Origin of the sequence: Streptosporangium roseum DSM 43021 (assembly GCF_000024865.1) — a bacterium.
GTDB lineage: Bacteria > Actinomycetota > Actinomycetes > Streptosporangiales > Streptosporangiaceae > Streptosporangium > Streptosporangium roseum.
In genome coordinates this window covers 483,620-510,365 of record NC_013595.1, presented here as the reverse complement: position 1 = coordinate 510,365, position 26,746 = coordinate 483,620, and the positions used below count along the sequence as shown (strand labels likewise).

Genomic DNA, 26,746 nt, shown 5'->3' with positions numbered 1-26,746 from the left:
AACGGGGGAACACCGAATTCCGACTGGAGTCAAGAAATGCGCCGGCACCTGACCGCCTTCGCCGCCATCGCCCTGGCGGGAGGCATGCTTCTCACCCCTGGTGGCGCGAACGCCGCCGCGGCCGCGCCGACCGCGGCCCACGTGGCCCCACCGCTGTCGCCGCTGAAGCTGACCGCCTACTACCCGCGCCGGGTCTACGCGGGCGACACGATCACCTACACGCTCAGGACCAGGAACACCGGCGACTGGGCCACCGACATCGCCTACGTCGGGGGCTACGTTCCCCGGCAGGCGCGCAAGGTCCGGATCACCGGTCCCTCCGGCTCGATCTGCGAGGCCGACGGACGCGAGGTGGGCTGTCTGCTCGACACCCTGAAGCCGGGCAGATCGGTCACGATCAAGGTCAAGGTGTGGCTGAGGAGCAGCGCGCGGGGCACCGCGGCGGCCGAGTTCGCCTCGGCGTCGATCGACGTCCCCGCGGGCGGGCTCGACACCCTCGACATCCACGGCATCGACGTCGGCACCGACCTGAAGTACGTGCGGGTGAAGACCAGGATCCTCTGACGATCCGCGCCCGCATCCGGCGCGCGGAGGCGGCCCGCCGGGGCGGGCCGCCCCGGCGCGGGAACCCCGCCCGATTCCGTACGGCCGCCGCCCCGGCCACTCCGCGATAAATCACTTTACTTAGGTAGATTTTTGCCTTAACTAATATGTGTGATAAAACGCTGCGGACTTTCACGGGGGCATCCGCATCGCCCCCGTCCCCCTCAGCTGGGAGACGTTTAAATGCGCCACCCGATCTACAAGATCGCCGCTCTCGCCCTGGTCGCTCCGCTCGCGGGCACGATGCTGCTCGCCGCGCCGGCCTCGGCCGCTCCCACCAAGGCCCCCGCCGCGACCGTCAAGACGGCCGACGACCCCTACTCCTCCTTCGACGTGAGGATCTCGGCGCCGGGCAGGGTCCGGGCCGGCGGGACGATCTCCTACACGATCAAGGCCACCAACACGGGCCCCCACGAGGCCGACTCCTACTACCTCGGCGGCGTGTTGCCCAAGGGCTCCAAGATCGTCCGGGTCCACGCCACCAAGGGGTCCGAGTGCGACTGGTACGAGGACGGCTACTGGTGCTGGTCCCCCCTCGCTCTCGCAGTCGGCGAGTACGAGAGCATCAAGATCGTGGTGAAGCTCGGCAAGAAGTCCAAGGGCACCGCCACGGCCATCCTCGGCGTCGACACCTATGACCTGCCGACCGGCGCGGAGACCCTCAACCGCGACGAGTTCGAGCGCATGGGCTTCAAGAGCTGGTACTTCGTGAAGAAGATCAAGACCAGGATCGCGCGTTAGCCGTACCCCCGTGAGAGCCTCCGTCCTGTCGCAGGGCGGGGGCTCTCCGCTCTTCCGGACCACGTGGGGACGCCGGGGCCGGGCGGGGACGCTCCGGTCCTGTGGGAGGCACACGGCGGGCGGAGGGGCACTCCGATCCCTGGAAGGCACCCGGCGGGCGGGGGCACTCCGGTCCCTGGGGGAGGCACACGGCGGGCGGGGACGCTCCGGCCTCCGTAGGGACACGGGACGGAAGACCTGCGGACAACCTCATATGCGCCCGGCCCCGTCACCAGGCAAGATCTTCCTTATGACCACTTCCGGATATCGCGCGGCCCCATGACCGAGCTCAGGGTCGTCCTGGCCGAGGACCACTACCTGGTGCGGGAGGGCACCCGCAGGCTCCTGGAGACGTCCGGGGAGATCAGGGTGGTGGCGGCCGTGGGCACCGCCGACGAGCTGCTCGACGCCGCGCGGCGGCTCCGGCCCGACGTGGTGGTGACCGACATCAGGATGCCCGGCTCGGCCGGGCTGGTCCGCGCGGGCATGGAGGGGATCGACGCCGCGCACCGGATCCGGGAGGCCTCGCGGGACATCGGAGTCGTGGTGCTCTCCCAGTTCTCCGACGCCATGTTCGCGCTGGACCTGTTCAGAGACGGCACCGAGGGCCGGGCGTACCTGCTCAAGGACCGGGTCGGGGACATCGACGAGCTGCTCGGCGCGATCCGGTCGGTGGCCGTGGGCGGCTCGGTGATCGACCCCAAGGTGGTGGAGGGCCTGCTGGCCAAGCGCGGGGTGAGCGACAGGCCGCCGCCCGCCGAGCTGACGCCCAGGGAGCTGGACGTGCTGCGGGAGATGGCGCACGGCCTGTCCAACGGCGGCATCGCCCGCGCCCTGCACCTGTCGGTCTCCGCGGTCGAGAAACACGTGAACTCGATCTTCCTGAAGCTGGCACTGGAGAACAGCCCCGACACCCACCGCCGGGTGGCCGCCGTCATCGCCTACCTCGGGCCCCGCTGACAGACCGGACCGGACTCCGGACGGCTCAGACCACAGCGCCTACCTCGGGGCCCCGCTGACAGGCCGGACCGGGCTCCGGACGGCTCAGGCCGCGGCCCGGACTCCGTGCACGGGCGGGGCGACCAGCACGGAGGCGATCGAGGACTCCGCCGCCCAGGCCAGGGACCTGCGGTTACGGGCCCGGACCGGGGGCAGCAGCGTCACTTCCACGGTCAGCCTCCGGAACGCGGCCACCCGGCGGATCGAGGCCGGCAGGGTGTCGTCGCCGACGTAGGAGGCCACGGTGGCCTGCGCCCCGTCCGGGCCCAGGTACCTGATCGCCACCGGCCGCACCGGGGCACCGGCGTCCAGCGCCGCCTGGAACACGGCCGGCCGGAAGGCCCCCATCTCCCGGCCGCACCAGGTGGTGCCCTCGGGGAAGACCGCCACCGGATGGCCCTCGCCGAGGGCCCCGGCCACCCTGCCGACCGCCTCGGGCAGCGCGGAGAGCCGGTCCCTGTCGATGAACAGCGCGCCCGCCCCCACCGCCAGCCCGCCGATCACCGGCCAGCCCCGGACCTCGTCCTTGGCCAGCGGGCGGGACGGCAGCACGGCGGACATGACGAGCGGATCCAGCCACGACACGTGGTTGGCCACGATCAGCGGGGCCGTCTCGGGGACGGGGACCACGCGGAGCCCGGCGGCCGAACCCGCCATGAACGTGAAGCCCTGCCGCACCTCCACCCGGACGCCGAGCGCCCGCAGCGCCAGCCGGGACCAGGCGCCCGCCAGCCGGACCCGATCCGCCGTGCCGAGCCCCCGCGCGACGAGCGCGAGCGCCGCCCCGGCGAGGACCGCCAGCGTGACGGCCACCAGCCGCAGGGTACGGCGCGGCCACGACGCCCTCGGCCCGGCGGGCGTGAGGCAGGTGGCGGGCATGCACGGCGCCACGGGGAGCCACGGGTTCATGCGGGGGCTCCCAGGAAGTGCCGCAGGTAGCGGGGGTCCATGTTGGCCATCGAGAGCAGGACGAAGAAGTCGGCCGTGCCGAAGCCGGGGTCGTGGGCGGGCGGGCCGCAGACCCACGCGCCCAGCCGGATGTAGCCCCGCAGCAGGGCGGGCACCGCGGCCCGCTCGGGGCCGGGGCCGGCGTGCCAGGGGTGACGCGATAGCCCGGCGGGGAGAGCGGCAGCCGCTCCATGACCCCGGCGGCGTCGGCCACCGGCACCGAGCAGCACCCGGCCAGCCAGCCGTACCCGCCGGCGAGCATGTAGCGGGCGATGCCCGCCCACATCAGCCCGACCACGGTGCCGCGCCGATGGTCGGCATGCACACAGGCCCGGCCCGCCTCGACCATGTCCGCCCGGATCCCGGACAGCGCGCCCAGATCGAACTCGGAGTCGGAGTGGAGCCGGTCGGCCCGGCCGGGCGTGAGCAGCCGGTAGGTTCCGACGACCTCGCCCGTGTCGCCGCGCCGTACCAGGAGGTGGTCGCAGTAGGCGTCGAGCGGATCGACGTCCAGGCCGGTGATGGGGGTGTCCAGCCGGGCGCCCATCTCCTCGGCGAAAACCCGGTGGCGCAGGCGCTGGGCCTCGCGCATCTCGGCAGCGGTCCTGGCCAGCCCGACCGTGTAGCGAGCGACCCGTGGCTCTACGGGGATGGTCGTCATGACTTCATGAAGACAGTCGCAGATGACGCGGGGCGGGAGGAGACCGCGAACTTCAGGCGTCCGGATGATGAACCACATTCACGATCGATTCCGGGGCCAAGTAGCGTAGACACCGATGAACCAGCGCACGCTTCTGATCACGTTGACCGGACCCGACCGGCCGGGCGTCACCTCGCGGCTCTTCTCCGTGCTGGCCGGCTTCCCCGTCGTCGTCGCCGACATCGAGCAGGTCGTCATCCGCGGCCGGCTCACCCTGGGCGTCCTCGTCGCCTACGCGGGCGACACCCCGACCGGGACGGGCAGCACCATAGGCGCCCTGTGGACCGCCGTCGAGCGGGCCGCCGAGGACATGGGGCTGCAGGTGGAGCTGTCCACCGGCTCGGACCCGCAGGAGAAGCGACGGCGCGGGCGGCTGCACGTCACCGTGCTCGGCTCGCCGCTGCAGCCCTCCGCGATGGCCGGCATCGCCGGCCGGATCGCCGCCGCCGGCGCCAACATCGACCGGATCGAACGGCTGTCCAACTACCCGGTGACCTGCATCGAGCTGGCCGTCTCCGGCGCCGACCCGGACACGCTCCGGGCCGAGCTCGCCATCGAGGCGCACGCTCAGCGGGTCGACGTGGCCGTGCAGCGGACCGGCCTGCACCGCAGGGCCAAGCGGCTGATCGTGATGGACGTGGACTCCACGCTCATCCAGGCCGAGGTGATCGAGCTGCTGGCGGCCCACGCGGGCTGCCTGGACGAGGTCGCCCGGGTCACCGAGGAGGCGATGCGCGGCGAGCTCGACTTCGCCGAGTCGCTGCGCCGCCGGGTCGCGCTGCTGGAGGGCCTCCCCCAGGAGATCTTCGAGAAGGTCCGCAAGGAGCTGGTCCTCACCCCCGGCGCCCGCACCCTGGTGCGGACGCTCAAGCGGCTCGACTACCGGTTCGCGATCGTCAGCGGCGGGTTCACCCAGCTCACCGACGCCCTCGTCGACGACCTCGGCATCGACTACTCCGCGGCCAACACGCTGGAGGTCGTGGACGGCGTACTCACCGGACGGGTCGTCGGCGAGATCGTCGACCGCCCCGGCAAGGCGCGGGCTCTGGAACGCTTCGCCCGCCAGGCGGGCATCCCGATCAGCCAGACCGTGGCCATCGGTGACGGCGCCAACGACCTGGACATGATCGCGGCGGCCGGCCTGGGCATCGCGTTCAACGCCAAGCCGGTGGTCCGCCAGGCCGCCGACACCGCGGTCAACGTGCCCTACCTCGACTCGATCCTCTACCTGCTCGGCATCCCGCGCGCCGAGGTCGAGGCCGCCGACGCCGAGGACGGCGTCATCGTCGCGGAGCGGTGAGTGCGGCCAGCCGGAGGGCCTCGGCGCTGAGCCCCTTCAGGGCCGGCTGCGCGGCGGCGGCGTGCATGATCCCGCGGCGCACCTCGGTCATCTGATCGGCCGCCCCCTCGGCCACCTCGTCCAGCCGTCGCGCGGCCAGCACGTCCACGTGCGCGCCGAGCTCGTCCAGGACACCGTCCAGATCGTCGGCCGGCGCCTCGGGGCGCTCCGTGCCGACCGCCTCGGCGACGTTCTCCAGCCGGTCGGCGACCATGTCGAGGACCGCCGCCGTGGGCCCGGACGCCTCCCCGGACGGCGGCACGGCGAACAGCGCCAGGGCGTTGTCACGTAGCCGCCTGGCGGCCGTCACGGCGTCCCTGAGCCGCTGCGGCGCGCTGCCCCCGGGCTCCTTGTCCAGCCGGTCCAGGGAGTCGGAGAACCGGTCGGCCGCGTCGGACGCCGAGGAGAGCCTCGCGCGCACCTCGTCGGGGTCCTGGTCGATCAACGACCGCACCAGCGCCGCGTGCTCTCCGAGCATGTCCACGGCCCTGCCGGTCAGCTTCGCGCGCTGCCCCCGGGGCCACAGCAACCGGGCGAAGAGCAGCGCCAGCGCCCCGCCCGCGATCGTGAGGGCCACCCGGACCGCCGCCGCCCCCCAGTCCAGCGGCAGGGAGAAGTCCGACAGCATCAGCGACAGCGGCGTCGCGAAGATCGTCCAGTAGCCGTAGCTGGCCCCCCGCAACGCGAATCCCAGCACCGCGCAGACCGCGATGAACACGATCAGGTAGAAGTGGCCGGGCGCGACCGCCAGCACCACCGCCGCCCCCGCCGCGCCCACCGCCGTGCCGGCCGTCCGCAGCACCACCCGCTCCACGGTGTCGCGGTAGGCCGGGCGGAGGCTGACGATCACGGTCACCACGAACCACTTGGCGTAGTGCTCGTGGGTCACCAGCATCAGCACCATGGCCAAAGTCACCGCCAGGCCCAGCCGTAGCGGATGGTGGCCCGTGGAGAACACCGGCTTGCGCAACCGGCCGAACCTGGGCAGGCGCGGCCCGACCTCGACCCCCTCGACCGCCTGCTGCGCCACCGACCGCACCGCCATCCCGATCCGGTCCAGGCACCGGCGGACCTGCCCGAGCAGCGCGGCCGCCGGCAGCGGCGCGCCACCCGTGTGAGCGGCCCGGCGGATCTCCTCGACCCGGTCGGCGAACCGCCCGACGGCGCCCAGTGCCGCGGGCACCCCGGCCGAACCGCCGAGCGTCACGGCCTCCCGCAGCGCGCCGGCCAGGGCCCCGGCCGCCTCATGCAGCTCCTCGGTCCAGTCCGTGCCCACGCCCGTCTGCGCGGCCGCCGCCCGCAGCACGCGCAGCGCGACGGTCTCGTGGAGGATGCGGGTCAGCGTGGCCAGCAGCCGCTGCAGGGCCCGGTCGTCCTCCTCCGAGACCCGGTAGAGGGAGAAGGCTTTGGCCGCGTCGTCCAGGGCGGTGACGGCACAGCGGCGCAGCACCTCCCAGCTCTCGTCGGAGAGCGGAGCCCTCCCCGCGGCCTCCAGCAGGTCGGCCAGCGCCGTACCGGCCTCCTCGAAGGCCGTGCGGAGCGGCTGGAGGCGGCGCACCGGCCAGAGCCCCAGGAGGAGCAGCGTCATCAGCAGGCCACCGGCCGCCGTGATCGCCATGTGGGCCGGCACGCTCATGCCCGGCGGGGCGAAATAGGTCAGGGCCACCGAGAGCACCGAGGAAATGCTGATCACCGGCCAGTAGCCGCCGGCCATGGCGACCAGGCCCACCACGACGGCGGCCACCCAGGGGTACGGCTGGATCAGCGCGCCCAGGCCCGAACCCAGCGTGACCATGAGCGTGGCGACGAGCAGCTTGCGGGCGCGCTCGCCGTACGGCAGGCCCGGGGCGTCCCCGAAGACGGTGAGATAGCCGCCCAGGGCCATCGCGGCGCCCTGCGGGACGTGGCCGAGCATGACGCCGGCCACCAGCGGGAGGCAGATGCCCAGCGCGCACAGCAGGCTGTATCCCCAGGAGGGACGGCCGGAGAGCACGAAGTCGCCCCGCAGCGCCTCGGCGATCCTCCGCATGCCACCCCCCGAGGTCGTCGGACGGGGGGATGTGACCTTCTTCCCCGCCTTCCGGACGCTTAGTGCTCCCGGGCACCGGACGTCTGGCACTCCTCGGGCTCCGAGCCCCCTGCGCCTCCCTTGGCCCCGAACGTCTGGCGCTCCTCGGGCTCCGAGCCCCCTGCGCCTCCCTTGGCCCCGGGTGCTCGGTGCTCCTCGGGCACCGCGCACCAGCCCCCGGCCACGGGCGCTCAGCGCTCCCGAACCCGGACGCCCGGCACTCCTCGGGCTCCGAGCCCCCTACGCCTCCCTTGGCCCCGGGCGCTCAGTGCTCCTTGGGGCTCCAGTGGGCGACGCCGCGCCCCGCTTCGAACTCGGCCCACTCGCCCTCGGTCTCGATGACGGCGAACGCGCCGGGCGGGAAGCCGGGGTCGTCCTCCCTCGCGGTGAGGTCCAGGACCAGCTCGTGGACGCCGGGGTTGTGCCCGACCAGCATCAGCGTGCGGACCTCGGGGTCGCTCCGCCGGATCAGCGTGAGGAGCTCGTCGGAGTAGGCCTCGTAGATGGCCGGGTCGAATGTGATGTCCGCATCGGGCAGGGCCAGCCTGGCGGTCTGCCTGGTCCGCTCCGACGGCGAGCAGAGCACCAGGTCGGGGTGGAGATCCATGCCGGTGAGCGTCTCCCCGACCCTGCGGGCGTCACGCTCGCCGCGCCCGGTGAGAGGGCGCTCCCGGTCGGCCAGGCCGTGGACGTGGGCCGCCTTGGCGTGCCGCAGCACGATCAGGGTACGTGTCGTCACCTCGCCGCCCACATGGCGATCCCGACGATCACCGCGAACACCGCGGCCATCGCCAGCAGGATGAATACGAGTGACTTGCCTCCGGAGGGCTGCTGTTCCATACGGCTCAGTTTCCCATCGGGGGACCCCGCACACGCGGAAGGGGTGCACGGACCTCTTCGAGCTGCCGGGGATGGCGGAGCCGGTGTTGACCCCGCACACGCGGAAGGGGTGCACGGCTCCCCGTGCACCCCTCCCGTCAGACCTCACTCAGCCCGAGATCGGCTCTCGCTCGCGCTTGACGTTGTTCTCCTCGGTCGGGGCGATGCTCGCCGACCGGCGCTTGGAGACGACCACCGCGGCGACGACGATGCCGGCCGCGACCACGGTGACGCCGATCCGCAGCGCCACGTTGTCGGCGTAGGTGACCACCGCCGGAGCGATCAGCAGCGCCACCAGGTTCATCACCTTCAGCAGCGGGTTGATCGCCGGGCCCGCGGTGTCCTTGAACGGGTCGCCGACGGTGTCACCGATGATGGTGGCCTCGTGGGCGGACGATCCCTTGCCCCCGTGGTGGCCGTCCTCGACCAGCTTCTTGGCGTTGTCCCAGGCACCGCCGGAGTTGGCCAGGAACACCGCCATCAGCGTGCCGCAGGCGATGGCCCCGGCGAGGAACGCGCCGAGCGGCGCGTAGCCGAGGGCGAAGCCGACGGCGATCGGCGTGAGTACGGCGAGCAGGCCGGGCGTGGCCAGCTCCCGCAGCGAGTCACGGGTGCAGATGTCCACGACCCTGCCGTAGTCGGGCAGTTCCGTACCCGCCATGATCCCCGGCTTGGTGCGGAACTGCTCGCGCACCTCGAAGACCACCCGCCCGGCCGCCCTGCCGACCGCCATGATGGCCAGGCCGGAGAACATGAACACCACCGCCGCGCCGATGATCAGACCGACCAGCACGTTCGGGGAGTCGACGCTCAGGCTGAACGTGCCGAACGAGCCGAGCACGTCCTTGACGCCCTGGGACGCGTTGGCGAGCTGGGTCTCGATCGCCGTCCGGAACGCGCCGAACAGCGCCGTCGCGGCGAGCACCGCCGTCGCGATCGCGATGCCCTTGGTGATGGCCTTGGTGGTGTTGCCCACGGCGTCCAGCGACGTGAGCACCCGGGCGCCCTCCCCGTCGACGTCCCCGGACATCTCGGCGATGCCCTGCGCGTTGTCGGAGACCGGGCCGAAGGTGTCCATCGACACGATCACGCCGACGGTGGTCAGCAGGCCGGTGCCCGCCAGGGCCACGGCGAACAGGGCGATGGTGACGTTGCCGAAGCCGAGCAGGAACGCCCCGTAGACGGCGGCGCCGATGATGAGCGCCGAGTAGACCGCCGACTCCAGGCCGACGCTGATGCCGGACAGGATGACCGTGGCGGGACCGGTCCGGGCGCTCTCCCCGATGTCCTTCACCGGGCGGCGGTTCGTCTCGGTGAAGTAACCGGTGAGGATCTGGATGGCGCTGGCCAGCACCAGGCCGATGAGCACGGCCCCGATGGCGATCAGGCGCGGGTCGGAGGTGATCGCGGCGATCTCCGGGCTCACCCCGGTCAGCCCGGCGAAGCTGCTCGGCAGGTAGAGGAAGACCGCGACGCCGACGAGGACCGCCGAGATGACGGCCGAGATGAAGAAGCCGCGGTTGATCGCGGCCATGCCGTTGCGGTCGCCCTTCCGCGGGGAGGTGGTGAAGATGCCGATGATCGCGGTGATCACGCCGACCATCGGCACGATCAGCGGGAAGACCAGGCCCTCGGTGCCGAAGGCCACCTTGCCCAGGATCAGGCTGGCGACCAGCATGACCGCGTAGGACTCGAACAGGTCGGCGGCCATGCCCGCGCAGTCGCCGACGTTGTCGCCCACGTTGTCGGCGATGGTGGCGGCGTTGCGCGGGTCGTCCTCGGGGATGCCCTGCTCGACCTTGCCGACCAGGTCGGCGCCGACGTCGGCGGCCTTGGTGAAGATGCCGCCGCCGACCCGCATGAACATGGCGAGCAGGGCGGCGCCGAAGCCGAAGCCCTCCAGCACGGCCGGGGCGTCGCCTCCGTAGACGATCACCACGATGGCCGCGCCGAGCAGGCCGAGACCGACGGTGATCATGCCGGCCACGCCGCCGGTGCGGAAGGCGATCCGCATCGCGACCTTCTCGCCCGACTCACGGGCGGCCGCGGCGACCCGGACGTTTCCGCGGACCGCCAGCCACATGCCGATGAAGCCGGTGAGTGCGGAGAAGACCGCGCCCACCACGAAGAAAACCGAGCGGCCGATGGCCACACCGGTCGATTCGGCGGGGAGCAGGTAGAGCAGGAAAGGGATCAGGATGACGAACACCGCGAGCGTCCGGAACTGCCGCGCCAAATACGCGGAGGCCCCTTCCTGTACGGCTCGCGCGATGTTCTGCATACGCTCGGTGCCTTGACCGGCGGCGAGCACCTCCCGCACGAGAACGCCGGCGACGGCGAGTGCGAGCAGGGCCACGACGGCCACCACTATCACTATGTTGAAATGGGAACCGCTCAGGGATACCGCTGGCTCTTCGGCAACGGCTAGATGGAGCACAGACATCCGACTCTCCTCGGCAAGACGGGAACACGTCCTGCCCGGAGTGCGCTGCGATGGATGGTCGGCAGACGGAGCGGCGCACTCCGGGTGTTGGCAGTGCCGCTTCCGGTTGCGTCCGCAGACTCCCCACGGAATTGAGCCCGTTCACGGGCCGCTCCGAAGGACAAACCTTGGCCGGTGCCGGGAGTCTACGCAGCTACGACGCGGATATGAAGCCTCTGTGCGCGGCTAATTAACGGGCCGTTCAGTAATCGCTCTCGACCCGCCTGCTTATAAGGTCATCCAGGCCGATGAAACGAATCTCAAACTCGCATTTCCCTCTTGTTTCGGTCTACACATATCAAAATTATGTTTTGACCGAAAACCCGTGCCCCGCAATACGGACAGCCGGGCGCGTCCAGTGGACGCGCCCGGCTGCCGAAGTTCTCTGCTGCCGGAGCCGAGGCTCTCCGCCGTCAGACCGGAGACAGCCCGTTGGTCGCCGCAGGCCAGCTCATGCGGATGCGCATGCCTTTCTGGCTGGGGTAGACCTGGACGTCATCGGCCAGTCCCACGATGACCGCGATGCCGAAGCCGGTCATCAACGTGTCGGGAAGCTGCCCGAGCGGATCGTCGAACCGTAAAAGCTCACGCTCCTGCTCCAGCTCATCACTCGGGGCGGAGTCGGTGACAGTCACCTCGAACCGCCCCAGATCATCACGTAGCTCGATGCGGATCGGCTCCCCCGGGCAGTGGAGGCGATGTGCCTCGACAGCCCGGGAGCACGCCTCACCGACGGCGAGCCGCACCTCGTCCAGCAACGACTCCTCCACGCCGGTGCGCCTGGCGATCGCCGTGGCGACCAGACGTGCCGTGCGCACGTGCGCGGGGAGAGCGCTGAACGTCAGCTCGACGGTAGCCACGACTACTTGTCTCGGCCGTGGGCTTCCTTGGCCTCTTCCACCGAGGCGTAGATCCCGAAGACCTTGGTCAGTCCGGTGATCCGGAAAATCTTCAGGATGCGCTCCTGGGTGCAGACCAGCTCCAGTGAGCCGTCGTGCGCCCGAACTCGCTTGAGCCCGCCGACCAGGACACCAAGTCCCGTTGAGTCAAGGAAGTCAACCTTCTCCATGTTGACCAGGAGGTGGAAGTTCCCCTTGTTGACCAGGTCGATCAGGAGCTCACGCAATCTGGGCGCGGTGTAGACATCGATCTCACCCTCGACCTCAACGATGGTGAGACGGTCCTCGGAATGGTGGTCCAACTTCAGATCCACAGATCCTCCAGCGCCTTGCCTGCGAAAGTACCGATTCAGGCGTGACTCCTGGGACCGGGTGGCCCCCAGACGACAAGCCCCGACGCGCGGCATTCAACCATGCGTACGCTCAGTGTCTATACGAAATCACGATTCCCGGCGACTCTGCCCACAGATGCCAGACTGGAAACCAGTGACTCCGCCCTCATCCTCCTCTCTTCGAGCGGGTTCCGCGCTCCGCCACCTGCTCGGCGTTCCCGCACGTCGCGACCGCGTGACCCACGTGGAGCACGTTCCAGCACGTCAGGCGGGTCAGGCCCGCTGGCCGGACTGGGTTCACGAGAGCCTGGTTACGCGCTGGGCGAACCACGGCATTTCGGGCCTATGGTCACATCAGGCCGAGGCGGCTGAACTGGTCCACCGTGGTCAAAACGTGATCATTGCCACAGGGACCGCCTCGGGCAAATCCCTCTCCTACCTGGTCCCCGCCCTCTCCTCGGTGCTCGACGGCGGCACGATCCTTTACCTCACGCCTACCAAAGCACTGGCCGCCGACCAGCTACGCGCCCTGAACGAGCTCGACGTCCCCGAGCTCCGCGCGGCCACCTTCGACGGCGACACCTCCTTCGAGGAACGGGCCTGGGTCCGCAAACACGCCAACTACGTCCTGACCAACCCGGACATGCTCCACCGCACCCTGCTGCCCCGCCACGCCAACTGGTCGTCCTTCTGGCGGCGGCTGCGGATGGTCGTGGTGGACGAATGCCACGGCTACCGGGGTGTGTTCGGCTCCCACGTGGCCCAGATCCTGCGCCGCCTGCGCCGCGTCTGCACACGGTACGGCTCCGCCCCCGCCTTCGTGCTCTCCTCGGCCACGGCCAGCGAGCCCGGGGCCTTCGCGATGCGCCTGACGGGCCTCCAGATGGCCGAGGTGACCACGGACGCCTCTCCTCGGGGCGCGACCACCTTCGCCCTGTGGGAGCCTCCCCTGACCGATCTACGCGGTGAGGGCGGCGCGCCCCTCCGCCGTCCCGCCACCGCCGAGAGCGCCGACCTCCTCGCGGACCTGGTGATCGCCGACGTCCGTACCCTGGCCTTCGTGCGCTCCCGGCGTGCCGCCGAGTCCGTGGCCCTCACCACCCGGGCGAAGCTCCAGGACCTCGTGTTCGACGTGGGGGCGCCCGGGGATCTGCCGGACAAGGTGGCGGCCTACCGGGCCGGATACCTGGCGGAGGACCGCCGCGGACTGGAGAAGGCGTTCCGGTCGGGAGACCTGCTCGGGCTGGCCACGACCAACGCGCTGGAGCTCGGCGTCGACGTGTCCGGGCTGGACGCCGTGCTCATCGCGGGATGGCCGGGGACCCGGGCCTCGCTCTGGCAGCAGGCCGGACGGGCCGGACGGGCCGGGCAGGACGCCCTGGCGGTGCTGATCGCCAGGGACGACCCGCTGGACACCTATCTGGTCCACCACCCCGAGGCGCTGTTCGGCCGGCCCGTCGAGGCGATCGTCCTCGACCCCGACAACCCCTACGTGCTGGGCCCGCATCTGTGCGCCGCCGCCGCCGAGATCCCGCTCACGCCGGACGAGCTGCAGATCTTCGGCCCGACAGCCAAGGAGGTGCTCGCCGACCTGGTGACGGAGGGCCTGCTCAGGGAGCGCGCCACGGGCTGGTTCTGGACCAGGCGGGAACGGGCCACCGACCTCGCCGACATCCGGGGCGCGGGCGGCGCGCCGGTCCAGGTCGTCGAGGCGTCCACCGGGCGGCTGCTCGGCACCGTGGACGAGCCCTCCGCCCACACGACCGTGCACACCGGCGCCGTCTACGTCCATCAGGGGGAGACCTACCTGGTCGTCGAGCTCGACCTGGAGGCGGGGGTCGCCCTCGTCGAGGCCGGAACCCCCGACTACACGACCTTCGCCAGGGACGTCACCGAGATCTCGGTCCTGGAGTCCCTCCGCTCGCACCCGCTCGGCCCGGGAGAGCTCCACTTCGGCTCCGTGGAGGTCACCCGTCAGGTCGTGTCCTACCTCAAGCGCCGCGCCCAGAGCGGCGAACTCCTGGGCGACGAGCCCCTCGACCTGCCCCCGCGCACGCTGCGCACCCGCGCGGTGTGGTGGACGCTGCCCACCTCCGCGGTCGTCTCCCTGGCCGAGGACGGCCTTGACCTGGGCGGGGCGGCACACGCGGCGGAACACGCCTCCATCGGCCTGCTCCCGCTCTTCGCGACCTGTGACCGCTGGGACATCGGCGGCGTCTCCACCGAGCTCCATCCCGACACCGGGCTACTCACCGTCTTCGTCTACGACGGTCACGAAGGCGGCGCGGGCTTCGCCGAGCGCGGCTACGCCCGCGCCCTCGACTGGCTCACGGCCACCCGGGAGGCCATCGCCTCCTGCGAGTGCGAACGCGGCTGCCCCTCATGCATCCAGTCGCCCAAGTGCGGCAACGGCAACGAACCCCTGGACAAGGCGGGAGCCCTCCGTCTCCTCGCCGTCCTGCTCTCCGCCGACCCGCAGCGCACCTGACCGGAGGCCGTCCCCTCCCCGCCCCGTCACCCGCCGAAGCCCCGCCCGCGAGAAACCCGGCGACAGAACCCACCTCCCTCCGCAAAGGACCCTCGAACCTCCGCAAAGGATCCTCGAAGCACCCGCGAAGAGCCCCTTGAAGCACCCGCAAAGGATCCCGCGAAGGGGCTTAAAGGGCTTCCCCGAAGCGCCCGCGGAAGGGCCCTCTGAAGCACCTGACGGCATGACCCGCCCCTCTGCTCCCATCGGGTCCAGAGGAACGCCGTCCGGTTTACGGAAACTCCGTCCGGAAGGGACCAGACAGAAAGGACCGCACGGAAAGGGCCGCACGGAAGGGGCCGCCAGGAAGGGGCCGCCGGGAAGGGGCCGGACGGCAAGGACCGCACGGAAGGGGCCGCCGGGAAGGGGCCGGACAGAAAGGACCGGACGGCAAGGACCGCACGGAAGGGGCCGCACGGAAGGGATCGGGCAGAAGGGGCCGCCAGGAAGGGGACGCACGAAGGGGCCGGACGGCAAGGACCGGACGGCAAGGACCGCACGGAAGGAACTAGGCAGGAGGAACCAGGCGGCAAGGACCGGACGGAAGGACGTCGCCATATGGGAGGTGGCAACAGAGTGGCGTGTCCAGCGGAAGATCAACCATCACCGAGGACGCGACGACCACCGGAGTAGGACGGATCGTCCTCTTCCTTGTCGTCGGCGGCCCAGAAGTCGGTCGCTCCCGGCTGCGGACGCTCCCAGAAACCACTGTCCTCCATGGACCGGGGCGCGGGCGGGAGGTAGTCGTCCCACCGGTCTCCGATCCGGACCGCGACCGGGGTGACAGCGGCCACCTCGGGGATCGGTGCCGCGGCGGGCAGCTCCCGGTGGACAGGCTCGGCCCTGGGCGCCGGAACGGACTCGGAGCCCGAGTCCGCCCGGCCGGGAACCTGCTCGGCCAGGACGCGCTGTTCGTGAGCCGAAAGATGATGCGCGGGAGCCTGCTCGGACGGCGACCGCTCGGACGACGCCTGCTCCTCATGAGCCGAGAAACGATGAACAGGAGCCTGCCCAGACAGCGCCTGCTCCTCATGAGCCGAGAAACGACGGCCCGGAACCTGCTCCTCATGAGCCGGGAAACGATGGACAGGAGCCTGCCCAGACAGCGCCTCCTCCACATGAGCCGGGAAGCGACGGGCGGGGGCCTGCCGTTCCGGGGAAGGTCCCGGCCCCTGCCGGGCAGAGGGGGGTTGCGCGGAAGACGAATTCGGCCGGACCGGCTGGACCTGACGGGTCTTGACCACCGCGAGGATGACCGTGGGGCGCCGGGGAGCGGCCGTGGCGGCGGCCGTCCCTGCGTTTCCGGTTGCCTTGGCAGCGGCCGTGGGCGTGCCGTCACCACCGGAGGTGGGGGGCGTCGCCGCCGCCCCGGCGCCCGCGTCCGCGGCCAGCAGCTTGCGACGGACCCAGGCGCCACCGTGCGCGCCGAGCAGCAGCAGGATCAGGGCACCGGCAATGAAAATGCCGTACTGGCCTATCCCATCCGTCGGCAACTCCGACGACCGGGCCGCGATGCCGGTCTTCGTGGCCGGTGGGACGGCTGCTCCGGTGGTCGCGGAGTCGGGAGTCGATTCCTCTCCGTCCTTGGACTTGCCGCTGGCGGCATCGCTCTTCTTGTCCCGCTTGGCGGGTGGCTGCGCGACTTCGCCGTCGTCCTTGACCGCGTCAGGCCTGGGCGCCTTCGTGGGTGCGGCCGCCGTCCTCGGCGGCCGTGTCGGGGTCGTCGCGGGCTTCTTGGCCGGTAGCCGCGGCAGGTCCTGGATGCCACTCCGCTGTTTGCCGTCGGTCTTTCCGCTCTGCCGGCTGTCTGTGCTCCTGCCGGTGTCCTGCCGAGCCGTGCTGTTCCGTGATCCGGTGGTCTTCTCGGCGGCCTTGTCGGTGCCGGCGTTCTGACGCTCTGTGTCCTGGGTGGTCCGCGTGTCCTGGGTGGTCCGCGGCGCCCGGGGAGCGGGGATGCGCACCGAGGCGACGGCCGAATCGCCTGAGGACAGGGTGCCGCCGTTGCCGTTACCGCGCAGTGCCCGCACCGTGAACCCGATCCGCCGGCCGGCCGCCTTCGCGGGAACGGACAGGGTCGCCCTGCATGAGCCGCCGGAACAGGCGGTGCCCACCCGTACCGATCCGACCTTGCCGGTCTGGCTCGTGGAAACCTGGTAGCTCCGCAGATCGGGTTCGGAGCCCTTGCGCCAGGTCACTACCGCCTTGTTGCCCTGCAGCCTGACGGCCACCCCGCTCGGTGTCGCCGGAGGAACGGCCTGCGTCAGGATTTTGCTGACCTGGTGCCACTTGGCACCGAGGACTTTGCCCCTCTGCTCGACCTTGATCTTATAGCTGCCATTGGGGCGGGCACGGGGGTCCCATGAATAGGAGACCTTCCGATCCCCTTTGGCCACCTGCCGTCCGTTGACGGAAAGGACTGCGTCGAACAGTGGATCGACCGTGCCGGAAAGAGTCACCACCCCGTTGGAAGTGACCCGTGAGGGGATATCCAGTCGCGCCACGGCCTGTGCCGGACTCGCGACGGCGAGCAGAGCGGACATCGACACGATCGGCGCGATCGCCGTCACAGCGACCAGTCTGCGAACAGTCGTCACGACGCTTCCCTTCGTCGAGAGCCGCGCACCGCCCGGCCACCCGCAGTGCGGGCGGTCGCACGGCGACCGGACGTGCCAGTCCTCCAGACCGGTTCACACCGGCCCGGCCCCCGAACCTGTGGTCGCGATCGGGACGGACCGCTCGACAGTGCCGTGCGCCTCAGCGACTCCCGACCGCCCCTTCCCAGGCCTGAGCACAGGACAACACGGACCGAGGGTAAGCGGAACCTTACGTGAGATTTCTGACTTTTGGACACGTCGTCCAAGAAGTCGTAATTCGATTGCGACCTTGCCCCTCAAATGCCCGGCCGCCTCATCTCCACCCTGTTTCTCCGGGGGTCTGCACCCATCTCCCCCTGTTTCTCCGGGGTGCTGCACCGCGTTTTCCCGCGTTTCTCCGCGAGTCCGCACCGTGCTTTCCTTCAGGTTTCCTCCCGTCCTCACCTGCGTCTCGGCGCTCTTTCTCAACCAACGGAGCCGGCGATGTGGACAGGTCCAGCGCGCGCATCGGCCATGATCATCCGGTCGCCCAGCACAGGCAGCGAGAGCCCCACGGCCACCTGGACGTCGGCGATGCCCTCTCCATCGATGAAACAACGTGTGATCATCGCTCCGTTGCCTTCGGCCAGCGAGGACGCCTCCGCACACCCGCGCTCCGGGTCGGCGAAGGCCAGCCGGGCGGCGGCGAGCGCGCTGAGATCGGCGGCACTCTGCGCACGATGACGGGCCACTCTGGCCGTGCCAGCGAACACGATCACCGCAGTCACCGCGAAGACCAGCGCCATGAGCCCGGCCACCCATATGGTCGCCGCTCCCCGATCCCGCCCCATCCCACCGATGCGCCGGCCCGTCCCGGCCGTCCCGATCCACCGGCCCCTACCGGCCTTACCAATCCGCCGCCCCCTCCCGGCCTTACCGATCCAGCCCTTCTCCGGTCTTCCCGATCCACCGGCCCCTACCGGCCTTCCCGCACGATCCCTCCTCACCGCTCGGCTCCCGGTTCTGTCGCGGAGACCGCGGTCGCGCGGACGGTGACGGCCGGAAGCGAAGCGCCCCAGTGGGGCCTGATGCTCGCGGAGACCTCCACCCGGGTCACCTCCACGCTCCGGGTCACCACGACGTGGGCACCCGCTGGAGCGGCGGCCAGCACACCACCTCGCACCCGCTCCAGCGACTCACCCCGTGACGCGGCCCGAGCTCCCGCCCGAGCCGCGTCCACGCACTCCAGCTGTGCGCCGACGGCCGCCACCGCCCACAATGCGGCGGCCAACATCACCACGACGGCGGGCAGAACCACTGCGGTCTCCGCGGTCACCGACCCCTTCGACGGACGCACGGAGGCGACCGTCCCCCCAGGAGTCATCCGGCCACGTTCAGCGCCCGATTGATCAAGCCTGAGAGCATCTGCTGCACCTCGGAGCTCGTCACCACCTTGAAGAGGAGCGCCGCGAAAGCACAGGCGGCGATCGTGCCGACCGCGTATTCAGCGGTGGACATACCCCGGTCGCGGCCCGGGCCGACGATCAACAGCGTCCAGCGGGCACGCAGCCCCCGCGACCAGTGCCCTCGGACACCGCCGGCGATCGATCGAGCCATCGTTTCCTCCCGGAAATCCCGCCAGGTCCAATGCCCGGCATCTGCTGGATCAGATTTCCTTACGGACATGCGGCCCTGTGGACACGAACGCCGTTCTGTGGATAACGTGCGGACGCCCGTACACAGGGGGTTGACCTGGGGTTTCACAGCTATACGGCCAGTTCTACGGCCCGTTGGCCCGTGGTTTTCGTTTTTGCAGGTCACGGCAGTACCGGTGATCATTTGGGTGGATAGGGCGGCCTCGATCTGCGCGTTTGCCGCGTCCTCCCCGCCGTCGATCCAGCGAGCGTAGGTGTTGAGCAGGGTGCGGATGGAGTGGCCCAGGCGTCGAGCAGTCTCCGTTACAGGAACCCCTGCCTGGATCAGCATGCTGGCGTCGGCATGCTGCAGGCCGTACGGACGTCGAGCCACCTGGGACGCGTGCTCAGCAGGGCTCGGAGCAGCTTTACGGGCACGTCGCCACACGGCCCGGTAAGCCCCTCCGGTAAGCGGTGCCTGTTCCGGCCCGTCATAGAACAGTCGCCCATCAGCAGCCGGCGAACAGGCCAGCAGGTGACCTCGAAGGATCACGACCAGTTCCGGCGGGATCGGGACGATACGCACCGCGTTCTCACCGCGGCGCTTAAGCCCGCGCACCTCGTGACGTTCGCCGTCATCGGTCCACAGGTCACCGACATCAGGACAGGCCTCGGTAAGGGTGCGTCGGCCCCACCCACCGTTTGCGGGCAGAACGCATAGATCCGCTTTGAGAGCGGCTACCTCTGAGGGGCACAGTCCGGCGTAGAACATGACGCAGAAGAAAGCGAACGGGGGTTGTTCCCGGGAAGCACCTACCGCAGAGGAAAGGTCTGAACGGCCCACAGCTGCCGCCGGGCGACGCGCCGGATCGACCTCCACCTGACCAGGCACTATTAGGGCCTGTCTTCAAAAGTGGTCCAGGGTGTGCGGGATCATCTTCGGGTGTTCCGCCGCCATGAGCCGGCAGACCAGGAATGGGAGAAGCTCCGCGAGCTTCTCCCACCCAGCCGGACGGGACACCCTCTCAAAGACGACCTGCGCGCCCTCAACGGCATCGTGTGGAAGATCCGCACCAGCTCAGCCTGGCGAACGGAGCAGTACGGCGCCGCAACCGTCCGGGGTGGCCGTGCTAGGAATCGTTCAAGCAGCGGGGTTTTTCGAGGGCGAAACGCCTTTCGAACAAGAACGGCGACTTCCCGGGAAAATCAGGAAAGCCGCGACGCATCTTACCAAAGTGCTCTTCCTGGCCGACGAACCGGCGCTTTCACACGGCCGCGCCCGTGGTCGGCGACGGTCCGCGACGGAAGAGGCGACGACGTGTTCTCCGACGCCTCTCGCGTGGCTGGTGAGGCCTTCACGGACCGGAGTCTCGCTCGTCCGTGACCGCTATCACAAAGGTTTATCGCACAAGATCGAGCCGTAAAAGGTGTCCGCGGTGTCGCCGTCCGACCCGCCGTCATTGTCGGCGTACCAGTACCAGTAGTACCCCCACGGTTGGAAGGACCATTTAGAGTCGGTGACGTAGTGGTTACCGGTGTCGTGGGAGTGACCGCGGGCCGCCGTCTTGGGGTCTCCGCCGGGGCTGTCGTTGATGTAGATCGAGCTCGCGCTGCACCGGGCGTCCGCGTGCGCCGATGTGGCCCCGCCCGTGACGACCATGGTCCCTGCCAGGGAAACGGCCGCGGCGCCGAGGGCACCCCATCGCCTGAGATTTCTTTTCATTCCCTGCCCTGTACTGAGAATCCTTTGGAAATTTACGGCGTCGAACCCGTTCGGCGGATACGACGTGCTCAGTATGTTTGCGGCCGATCATGGGAGTCGTTAGCAGAGCGCGCAGTGTTGTTGGCAACGGGCGCACACACAGCAGCTCGCAACCGTCCGGCCACCGTCTCACAGTCACCGTGCGGCGAATCGGAGGTGTACCCCTCAGCCACTTCGCGGCCGGTCACCGCCGGTGGAGAGCTGTGGAGGGTTATGGCCGTAGACAGCAGCGGTGACGATCGCGGTGGGCGCGGCGCCGACCCGCCTCTTTCCCCACCGGTTTGTGTATCGCCTTTGACGAACGCAGCCCCAGTAGGGCTTGGTCGGCTTCGGACGCGACGGCATGTCGGTCTCTTGAAGACGAGGCGGAAGAGATGCAGAGCCCCAGATGGGACGGATGAGCCCCAATCGCCGCCCACTCAAGGCCCTGCCGCCGGGTGACTCGCCGGATCGACCTCCACCTGACCAGGCACTACTAGCCGGAGAACCGGTAACGCGCTTCGCCCCTGGCGAGGCAAGCAATCACCACTATGGCCAGGACGAGCCCGACGAGCGCCGGGAGTACCTCACCGGCAAAGAGGCTTTGAACCCGCAACAAGACCATGAGCACCTCAAAGACGATGCCGGCCCACCGTACCCACGTCCGCCTTGACCTCGGGTTCACCGCTAAGAGCCCCAGCAAGGCGACCTGTACAGCACTGATGAGGAAGACCCAGAGCAAGACGGCCCCCGTCGCGCACATTCGTAACCAGCACGAGCAAGAGCACGATCCCCAGCGCGCTCAGCCCCGCTTGAATCGACATGAGCAGACGCGCCGTCCGCGCAGCCGAAGGCATTTCGGTGTTCACGTACCCGGACATGGCTCCTCCCTGGTCGATCAAAGTGAGGTGAGCATGAGGAGGGCACCGCAAAAACGTCACGAAAACATGGGCTCCGAGTTTTTCGTAGCGGGAGAACGCGGGACGCTCTACGACCGGCCCAACCGCTACGCGGCCCCTTCGGGTCGCCTTCGGCGTTGCGCCGGCCGCGCGCTTTTGATCATGGAAAACCGCCACGGGCAATGCGAGAAGGAAACCGCGGGAAGGTGTTTTTGCCTTGCCCACCCCCCACACCCACCCCGTACCGGCCCCAGCGATGGGAATGGGAGCAAAGAGCAGGCAGCAGTGAGGGACGTTCAGCAGGGATCAGGGTTGAAAAGAGCGATGGGGCGCTAACGCGCCCGAGGGGACGGGGAGGGGCTTCGCCTCTCCTCACGCCCCACTCGTTGGGAGGGGGATATCCCCCTCCATCGCCCCTCCTCCTGGCGCGGCACTTCGTGCGCGCCGTGCCGCCTGGCTTCGCTGGCGGCCAAGCCCGAGCGTCGTTGGAACTGTGGTCCGGGTGTTTGTGCTGTGCCGCCGCAGCTCGCGCCCCCGTCCGGATACCCCGCATGCCTTACCTGTCGCCGTCCCAAGACCTTGCTCCATGCCGCCGGCGGTGGAGGTGTCGATGCCCTGGTCGAGGACGATGAGGCCGATACCGCGTGGAGGCCTCCGGGGGGCTCCTTATCCGCTACCTGACGGCGCGACTTCCCTCACATCAGCGAAGCCGCCAAGTGGTCGCAGGGTTACGGGACGACGATCGAGAATGCCCGGTCTTCCCACTTGTTTGGCATTCCGGTGATGACAAGGAAAGTGTCCTTCCGGGTTCCGCAGACGGGATCCGGCCACATTGACACACGGATTCCATACTCGAAGGACGTGTACTGCAGGGTGGCCGATGGAACAAGCCTCGTGACATCCAGCTCCTTGTCCTCCAGTTCGACGCAGTACTTTCCGACGGCAGGCTTCGTGACTGCCACGATTCCCTTAGCGCGGTTGATACTCCCGTCGGAGTTGACCACGGCAGCCGCCTGTGCGTACGGAGCCGTCGCCTTGGTCACAGCCTGAATAGCCGCCCCTGCGACGCCTGTCCACGCAGCCCCCACGACGAGGCTTACCGCCGCGCCCGCCCAGACAGCCACGCGAATCTTCTTGTTCTTAAGCATGCGACTCCCCTTTTGTGCGCACCCCTCGACAGATTCGAGGAAAGCACTGAAGGTGCGCAAGCATATCCAGCGCATTTCGGCGGCCAAGTGCGTGTCGCCGGTGGCGGCCAGGTAAAAGTCTTGATGAGTTTCAGCCTGAGGAGCCCCGAACCTGTTGAATTCGGACCCAAGTAGATTTAGAGACATTCCGGGAAGAAAACGCGCGACGAAGAACCCGAGGACGCATGCATCCGAGTTACGCGCCGAAGTCAAAGAACCCCGGAACTACCGACAAGACGCAAGCTGATGATCCTGCGGAGCGAGCACCGCGAACGATGGCCACAACAGACCGCCTCCGGTGGAGGACGCTCCAGCTCCGGGATGAGGGTGCGCCGCGCGCGGGTCGAGTGCGTGGCGGGGCTGCCTGCTCATCTCGGCCGCCATCGGCCCAGGACAAGCCGAGCAGACCGGCAACGGAGGATCAAGGCAGGACCGGATTGCCATAGCGCCCGCCGTTAGCCTTGCCCCCGCAACCGGCCCGCTCCCCGGAGGGTGGGCCGACAGCAGGCGGGTGAACAGCGCAGGCAAAAGTGTGCGGGCGAGTGTGTCACTTGCCTCAGCCACCACAGCGGTCATGACCAGGTGAAACGATCCGGGCCATTGGCCCGTGTGCGGCCCGTGAACAGTGATCAATAGTGGTTCTTGGTGGGACACAGTGAGACACCACCGTTAGAGCGAAACATGTTTTAGCAGGTCAGGGCATAGATCAACCCCTGGCCAGGGCGGTAACGACCTCTCGCTACATGTCCACAGGCCCCACCGATCTTCTGTTGGTTCACGCCATCTCCTGTGGACAACGATGGACGACAGCTGCCGGAAAGATCCTGGCAGCCGTCGTCACGCTGATTCGTTGCGCTTTGTCAGCTCATCGTTGAGCCGTAGGGCCTCCGCTAATTGATCTTCCAAAATGATGATGCGGCAGGCGGATTCCAGGCCGACGCCCTGGTCGACCAGTTCGCGCGCCCGGGCGGCAAGGCGGAGCTGGTAGCGGGAGTAGCGGCGATGGCCACCGCTCGACCGCTGCGGCTCGATCAGCTTCGCAACGCCGAGGCTGCGCAGAAACGCGGGAGTGACACCGAGGATCTCGGCGGCACGGCCCATCGAGTAAGCCGGATAGTCATCATCGTCGAACTTGTCGGCCGAAGCCGCCGGGCCTGGAGCCATTGCACCTTCCGAGAACGCGTACAAGGGCCCCGGTGCCTAGCACCGGGGCCCAGAGAGTTTCAACACCATCTACCGACTAATCGTGTCGGTTTTTCGACTTTGCACAAGCCTCCTCGGATGGGCAGTGCGCTGGATCGCATATGCGTAACCGGAGACCACCTTCCATTTCGTGGAGCTGTGACACCCGCGCGATGACATCGCATCCGCCGCAGGTGATCCTGATGGCGCCTCAATCTCCCCTTCCTTTATCTGCATGCTTGTAATGACTGTTATGGCGGCTCGACGACCGCCCCGGGCGACACGCCATCCCGTCGGAGCCCTTCCACTGCTCCGGCTCCGCCGGGCCTGAACGCGCCACCCGCCTTCACGGCAGGCGACCCTGCCGTGCCGGGCTGATCTTCAAGCGCACTAGGTCAAACACTATCCACCCAACTCCAGAATGTCTACACTCACCGCAGCAGATTTTGATGGATCGCAGAGCTAGATAATCTCTACCACACGGTAACCTGCGGCCCTCCTCGGGCCCGGGGCGCCACGCGCGGATGCATCCCCTCTCCGGACCTGTTCCCGCACGGCTACGGCCGGGTGGCGTATTGCTACGGCCGAGTGGTGTGTAGCGCCGGGCAACTACTCCGGGCCGCGGTCGCGCTGCCGAAGTGCGGCGGCGTCGGCGTGCGACGTCGGCCGCGTCGGACACGCGTGCGGTTCAGGGCCTGTCACGATCCCCGGACGCTGCCACTGACCATTCCGGGAACATGCCCCGTTCCACTTTGAGCGCGAACAGGTTGTGACAGTTTGAGCGGGAACAGGTTGTGACAGTGGATCGGCGATCCGGGCCATCCCCGCGGACCGCTCTTGATCATGCTCCGGGAAAAGGCCATTTGCGGGAGGCGCTTACCGGGCCCACTCACGCCTCGGGCTCTGCCACGGTCAGGAAAGCTTCGCCAGCGTGTTCGAGCCGCTGAGATCACGAGACACTGCGGAGCGGTGAACGCGGAGCGTGGACCGGCTGGACGACCAGGACAGGGAAACGGCTTATGTCCGGTGGCGTGGTGGACGAGTATTCGATGCCGAGGCTGGGGTCGAGGGTAATCCCGGGATCGGGTGTGACGCCGGGGTCGTTCGCCGTCAACCGGCGCGGCACCGTACCCAGGTGGAAGGTCAAAAGCACAGCGAGGGGTGGGTGGAGTGGCCAGGGCCGCTCCATCCGTGCGGCGCCGTACCCAGATGGAAGGTCAAAAGCACAGCGAGGGGTGGGTGGAGTGGCCAGGGCCGCTCCACCCGTGCGGGCCGGTGTCTCGTGGTCTGGGGGGTGGTGCTCAGGAAGGGCCGTTAGGCGGGAGGGGGGAAGGCCCGGCGAGGGGGGCGGTGGTGGACCAGGCAAGGCAGGGCGGGCACCGATGAGCCCCGGGAGCGGTAGCGATCAGGGGTTTTCCTTGATCTGTTGGGATTGGCGGTCCATGGCGCGGCTAATCCCAACAGATCAAGGAAAACTCCCGCACCGCCCCCTCCCGCCCGCGCAGCGGGAGAGCACTCCGTACGGCGCCGCACGAAAGGGGCGGCCCTCGGTCACTCCGCTCGCCTTCGTTGCGCTTTTGATCTTCAACCCGCTACGGCGTGGCACGGAAGGGGCGATCCCCGGCCACCCCACCCACCCCTCGCTGCGCTTTTGACCCTCCACCCCGGTACGGCGACGCATAGATGGATGCCCCCTGGGCCGGAGCGGAGATGGATGCCCCCTGGGCCGGAGCGGAGATGAACGGGGGGACCGCCATCCATCACCGGCGGGACTGTACACCACGTCCGTGGACGGGAGCGGGAAACGGGGTCTACGGCGGTTACACGGCGCTACACGCCACCTGGCCGTAGCCACACGAGAACAGGGCCTCTCCCGGCAGGCCCCGGCAACCGGGCCTGCCGATGGCCCTGGGAGCACACGACAGGCCTCACCTGAACGAAAGGTGCTCTGGGCAAACTGTGGATATTCATCCACAGCCCCTGCCATTTCTGTGGAAAACTGGCTGATAGTCGGGGAAATCCTGTGGATAACTCAAGGAAGCAGCACCTCACCGGCGAGGCCGGCCACGACGGGGACGATGCCCAGAAAGACGAAGGCCGGTAGGAAGCAGAGCCCCAACGGGGCAACGGCCTGGACCCCGACCCGCCGGGCGGCCGCCGCCGACGCGGCACGGAGGGCATGGCGGGAGTCATCAGACAGCCTGGTGAGGACATCGGCCACCGGGGCACCGCTGAGGGCCGCCCGGCTCATCATGCGCGCCAGGGGGGCCAGCGGAGGTTCGGCCGCGAGAGCCTGCCAGGCGCTCTCCGGCGCGGCACCCAGCCTCAGCTGCCCGCTCACCCAGGCCAGCCGTTCACCAAGCGGTCCACCTACCGCTTCGACGGTGACGTCGATGGCACCGGTGATCGGCTGCCCGGCACGCAGACAGGCGACCATGAGATCAGCCGCGAGCGGCAGGTCCGCCACCACCCGATCACGCTCCCGGCGGGCCCGGGGCGACTCCCGTCGCTGCACGGCCACCAGCGCCACCGCGGAGCCGGCCACCCCGATGACGATTCCCGGGGCGCCGCCGACCACGAGAAACACCATCAGCCCGATGGCGGCGGAGAGCATCACCTCGCCTCTGCTCGGCCGCCGCCTTCCGGCCGGACCGCAGATCACCCCCGTGTGCCGGGAGGACGAGGACGCCCCGACCTCCGGCAGCGCCTCAACCGGCCGGACCGAGGGAGGCAGCCGCCGAACTCGGCGGAGCCGTTCGGCGGGATCACCGGGCGACGTCCACAGCCACCCGGCGGTCCCGGCCAGCACTACGGCGAGCAAAATGATCATTGGTCTCGTCCCTTGTGATCACCCGGCCGGCAGCCGGGAAGAGTCGGGCTCCGCCGTTCCGACACCACTCGGGCGGATCGGAAGACGATCAACCTCGCGTGACAACCGTTCCGGGCCGCGTGACAACCGTTCCGGGGGCGGAGG

21 protein-coding genes and 1 pseudogene are annotated in these 26,746 nt (G+C 69.2%); 6 read left to right on the top strand and 16 right to left on the bottom strand.

What is annotated here, in order from left to right:
• Nucleotides 1-36: 36 nt before the first annotated feature.
• From SROS_RS02370 to SROS_RS02360, 3 genes are all read left to right on the top strand, one after another.
• On the top strand, nucleotides 37-564 hold the full coding sequence (locus tag SROS_RS02370; protein WP_012887275.1) for a hypothetical protein: 528 nt from the start codon (nucleotides 37-39) through the stop codon (nucleotides 562-564).
• A 222-nt stretch (nucleotides 565-786) separates the two neighbouring features.
• The gene (locus SROS_RS02365; RefSeq protein ID WP_012887274.1) at nucleotides 787-1,344 is read left to right on the top strand and encodes a DUF11 domain-containing protein; all 558 of its coding nucleotides are present in this window, start codon (nucleotides 787-789) and stop codon (nucleotides 1,342-1,344) included.
• A 318-nt stretch (nucleotides 1,345-1,662) separates the two neighbouring features.
• Nucleotides 1,663-2,343 (top strand): response regulator transcription factor, encoded by a 681-nt coding sequence (locus SROS_RS02360; protein ID WP_012887273.1) that lies wholly within the window; start codon nucleotides 1,663-1,665, stop codon nucleotides 2,341-2,343.
• A gap of 84 nt (nucleotides 2,344-2,427) precedes the next feature.
• Here SROS_RS02360 and SROS_RS02355 read toward each other — a convergent pair whose 3' ends face one another.
• The 3 genes and pseudogenes from SROS_RS02355 to SROS_RS54345 all read right to left on the bottom strand — a co-directional run.
• Nucleotides 2,428-3,291: a lysophospholipid acyltransferase family protein gene (locus SROS_RS02355; protein WP_012887272.1), complete on the bottom strand. Its 864-nt coding sequence runs from the start codon at nucleotides 3,289-3,291 to the stop codon at nucleotides 2,428-2,430.
• Nucleotides 3,288-3,446 carry a hypothetical protein gene (locus SROS_RS51930; protein WP_218919802.1) on the bottom strand — a complete coding sequence of 53 codons (159 nt, stop codon included), beginning with the start codon at nucleotides 3,444-3,446 and terminating at the stop codon, nucleotides 3,288-3,290. Before SROS_RS51930 ends, SROS_RS02355 begins: the two co-directional genes overlap by 4 nt.
• A gap of 173 nt (nucleotides 3,447-3,619) precedes the next feature.
• A pseudogene (locus SROS_RS54345) lies at nucleotides 3,620-3,922 on the bottom strand (GNAT family N-acetyltransferase); the annotation flags it as partial.
• 184 nt (nucleotides 3,923-4,106) lie between these two features.
• Here SROS_RS54345 and serB point away from each other — a divergent pair.
• Nucleotides 4,107-5,330: a phosphoserine phosphatase SerB gene (gene serB, locus SROS_RS02345; RefSeq protein ID WP_012887271.1), complete on the top strand. Its 1,224-nt coding sequence runs from the start codon at nucleotides 4,107-4,109 to the stop codon at nucleotides 5,328-5,330.
• Here serB and SROS_RS02340 read toward each other — a convergent pair.
• The 5 genes from SROS_RS02340 to SROS_RS02320 form a co-directional block, all read right to left on the bottom strand.
• The gene (locus SROS_RS02340; protein ID WP_012887270.1) at nucleotides 5,311-7,398 is read right to left on the bottom strand and encodes an FUSC family protein; all 2,088 of its coding nucleotides are present in this window, start codon (nucleotides 7,396-7,398) and stop codon (nucleotides 5,311-5,313) included. The genes serB and SROS_RS02340 overlap by 20 nt on opposite strands.
• 304 nt (nucleotides 7,399-7,702) lie before the next feature.
• Nucleotides 7,703-8,176 (bottom strand): SixA phosphatase family protein, encoded by a 474-nt coding sequence (locus SROS_RS02335; protein ID WP_245564545.1) that lies wholly within the window; start codon nucleotides 8,174-8,176, stop codon nucleotides 7,703-7,705.
• A 249-nt stretch (nucleotides 8,177-8,425) separates the two neighbouring features.
• Entirely contained in the window at nucleotides 8,426-10,759 is a 2,334-nt protein-coding gene (locus SROS_RS02330; protein WP_012887267.1) for a sodium-translocating pyrophosphatase, read from the bottom strand.
• Nucleotides 10,760-11,211: 452 nt separating this feature from the next.
• A complete protein-coding gene (locus tag SROS_RS02325; protein WP_012887266.1) occupies nucleotides 11,212-11,658 on the bottom strand; it encodes an ATP-binding protein in 447 nt (148 codons plus the stop codon).
• A gap of 2 nt (nucleotides 11,659-11,660) precedes the next feature.
• On the bottom strand, nucleotides 11,661-12,011 hold the full coding sequence (locus tag SROS_RS02320; protein ID WP_012887265.1) for an STAS domain-containing protein: 351 nt from the start codon (nucleotides 12,009-12,011) through the stop codon (nucleotides 11,661-11,663).
• A gap of 154 nt (nucleotides 12,012-12,165) precedes the next feature.
• Between SROS_RS02320 and SROS_RS02315 the strand changes: the two genes are divergently transcribed.
• Nucleotides 12,166-14,517, top strand: coding sequence for a DEAD/DEAH box helicase (locus tag SROS_RS02315; RefSeq protein ID WP_148268923.1), 2,352 nt, complete (start codon nucleotides 12,166-12,168; stop codon nucleotides 14,515-14,517).
• A 635-nt stretch (nucleotides 14,518-15,152) separates the two neighbouring features.
• Here the strand turns inward: SROS_RS02315 and SROS_RS02310 are convergent.
• From SROS_RS02310 to SROS_RS54165, 4 genes are all read right to left on the bottom strand, one after another.
• On the bottom strand, nucleotides 15,153-17,150 hold the full coding sequence (locus tag SROS_RS02310; protein WP_012887262.1) for a hypothetical protein: 1,998 nt from the start codon (nucleotides 17,148-17,150) through the stop codon (nucleotides 15,153-15,155).
• A 464-nt stretch (nucleotides 17,151-17,614) separates the two neighbouring features.
• The gene (locus SROS_RS02305; RefSeq protein ID WP_012887261.1) at nucleotides 17,615-17,980 is read right to left on the bottom strand and encodes an Rv3654c family TadE-like protein; all 366 of its coding nucleotides are present in this window, start codon (nucleotides 17,978-17,980) and stop codon (nucleotides 17,615-17,617) included.
• A 152-nt stretch (nucleotides 17,981-18,132) separates the two neighbouring features.
• Nucleotides 18,133-18,486 carry a TadE family type IV pilus minor pilin gene (locus tag SROS_RS02300; RefSeq protein WP_245564544.1) on the bottom strand — a complete coding sequence of 118 codons (354 nt, stop codon included), beginning with the start codon at nucleotides 18,484-18,486 and terminating at the stop codon, nucleotides 18,133-18,135.
• Nucleotides 18,487-18,509: 23 nt separating this feature from the next.
• Nucleotides 18,510-19,535 carry a DUF4244 domain-containing protein gene (locus tag SROS_RS54165; protein ID WP_148268922.1) on the bottom strand — a complete coding sequence of 342 codons (1,026 nt, stop codon included), beginning with the start codon at nucleotides 19,533-19,535 and terminating at the stop codon, nucleotides 18,510-18,512.
• Nucleotides 19,536-19,676: 141 nt separating this feature from the next.
• On the opposite strand from SROS_RS54165, the gene SROS_RS54340 reads away from it, so the two are divergent.
• Entirely contained in the window at nucleotides 19,677-20,147 is a 471-nt protein-coding gene (locus tag SROS_RS54340; RefSeq protein ID WP_425358626.1) for a transposase, read from the top strand.
• 6 nt (nucleotides 20,148-20,153) lie between these two features.
• Here the strand turns inward: SROS_RS54340 and SROS_RS02290 are convergent, their stop codons facing one another.
• The 4 genes from SROS_RS02290 to SROS_RS02270 all read right to left on the bottom strand — a co-directional run bounded on the left by SROS_RS02290 (nucleotide 20,154) and on the right by SROS_RS02270 (nucleotide 26,602).
• Entirely contained in the window at nucleotides 20,154-20,486 is a 333-nt protein-coding gene (locus SROS_RS02290; protein WP_012887258.1) for a hypothetical protein, read from the bottom strand.
• Nucleotides 20,487-22,131: 1,645 nt separating this feature from the next.
• The gene (locus SROS_RS02280; RefSeq protein ID WP_012887256.1) at nucleotides 22,132-22,551 is read right to left on the bottom strand and encodes a hypothetical protein; all 420 of its coding nucleotides are present in this window, start codon (nucleotides 22,549-22,551) and stop codon (nucleotides 22,132-22,134) included.
• Nucleotides 22,552-23,427: 876 nt separating this feature from the next.
• Nucleotides 23,428-23,754 (bottom strand): MerR family transcriptional regulator, encoded by a 327-nt coding sequence (locus SROS_RS02275; protein ID WP_012887255.1) that lies wholly within the window; start codon nucleotides 23,752-23,754, stop codon nucleotides 23,428-23,430.
• A gap of 2,050 nt (nucleotides 23,755-25,804) precedes the next feature.
• The gene (locus SROS_RS02270; protein ID WP_148268921.1) at nucleotides 25,805-26,602 is read right to left on the bottom strand and encodes a type II secretion system F family protein; all 798 of its coding nucleotides are present in this window, start codon (nucleotides 26,600-26,602) and stop codon (nucleotides 25,805-25,807) included.
• Between the last annotated feature and the right edge of the window lie 144 nt (nucleotides 26,603-26,746).

Bases quoted from the DNA above. Each gene is read 5' to 3' on its own strand.
- SROS_RS02315 (WP_148268923.1), top strand. From the start codon at position 12,166: ATGCCAGACTGGAAACCAGTGACTCCGCCCTCATCCTCCTCTCTTCGA.
- SROS_RS02360 (WP_012887273.1), top strand. From the start codon at position 1,663: ATGACCGAGCTCAGGGTCGTCCTGGCCGAGGACCACTACCTGGTGCGG.
- SROS_RS02280 (WP_012887256.1), bottom strand. From the start codon at position 22,551: ATGCTTAAGAACAAGAAGATTCGCGTGGCTGTCTGGGCGGGCGCGGCG.
- SROS_RS02330 (WP_012887267.1), bottom strand. From the start codon at position 10,759: ATGTCTGTGCTCCATCTAGCCGTTGCCGAAGAGCCAGCGGTATCCCTG.
- SROS_RS02290 (WP_012887258.1), bottom strand. From the start codon at position 20,486: ATGAAAAGAAATCTCAGGCGATGGGGTGCCCTCGGCGCCGCGGCCGTT.
- SROS_RS02275 (WP_012887255.1), bottom strand. From the start codon at position 23,754: ATGGCTCCAGGCCCGGCGGCTTCGGCCGACAAGTTCGACGATGATGAC.
- SROS_RS02305 (WP_012887261.1), bottom strand. From the start codon at position 17,980: ATGGGGCGGGATCGGGGAGCGGCGACCATATGGGTGGCCGGGCTCATG.
- SROS_RS02340 (WP_012887270.1), bottom strand. From the start codon at position 7,398: ATGCGGAGGATCGCCGAGGCGCTGCGGGGCGACTTCGTGCTCTCCGGC.
- serB (WP_012887271.1), top strand. From the start codon at position 4,107: ATGAACCAGCGCACGCTTCTGATCACGTTGACCGGACCCGACCGGCCG.
- SROS_RS02355 (WP_012887272.1), bottom strand. From the start codon at position 3,291: ATGAACCCGTGGCTCCCCGTGGCGCCGTGCATGCCCGCCACCTGCCTC.
- SROS_RS02370 (WP_012887275.1), top strand. From the start codon at position 37: ATGCGCCGGCACCTGACCGCCTTCGCCGCCATCGCCCTGGCGGGAGGC.
- SROS_RS02365 (WP_012887274.1), top strand. From the start codon at position 787: ATGCGCCACCCGATCTACAAGATCGCCGCTCTCGCCCTGGTCGCTCCG.
- SROS_RS54165 (WP_148268922.1), bottom strand. From the start codon at position 19,535: ATGTTCTACGCCGGACTGTGCCCCTCAGAGGTAGCCGCTCTCAAAGCG.
- SROS_RS02270 (WP_148268921.1), bottom strand. From the start codon at position 26,602: ATGATCATTTTGCTCGCCGTAGTGCTGGCCGGGACCGCCGGGTGGCTG.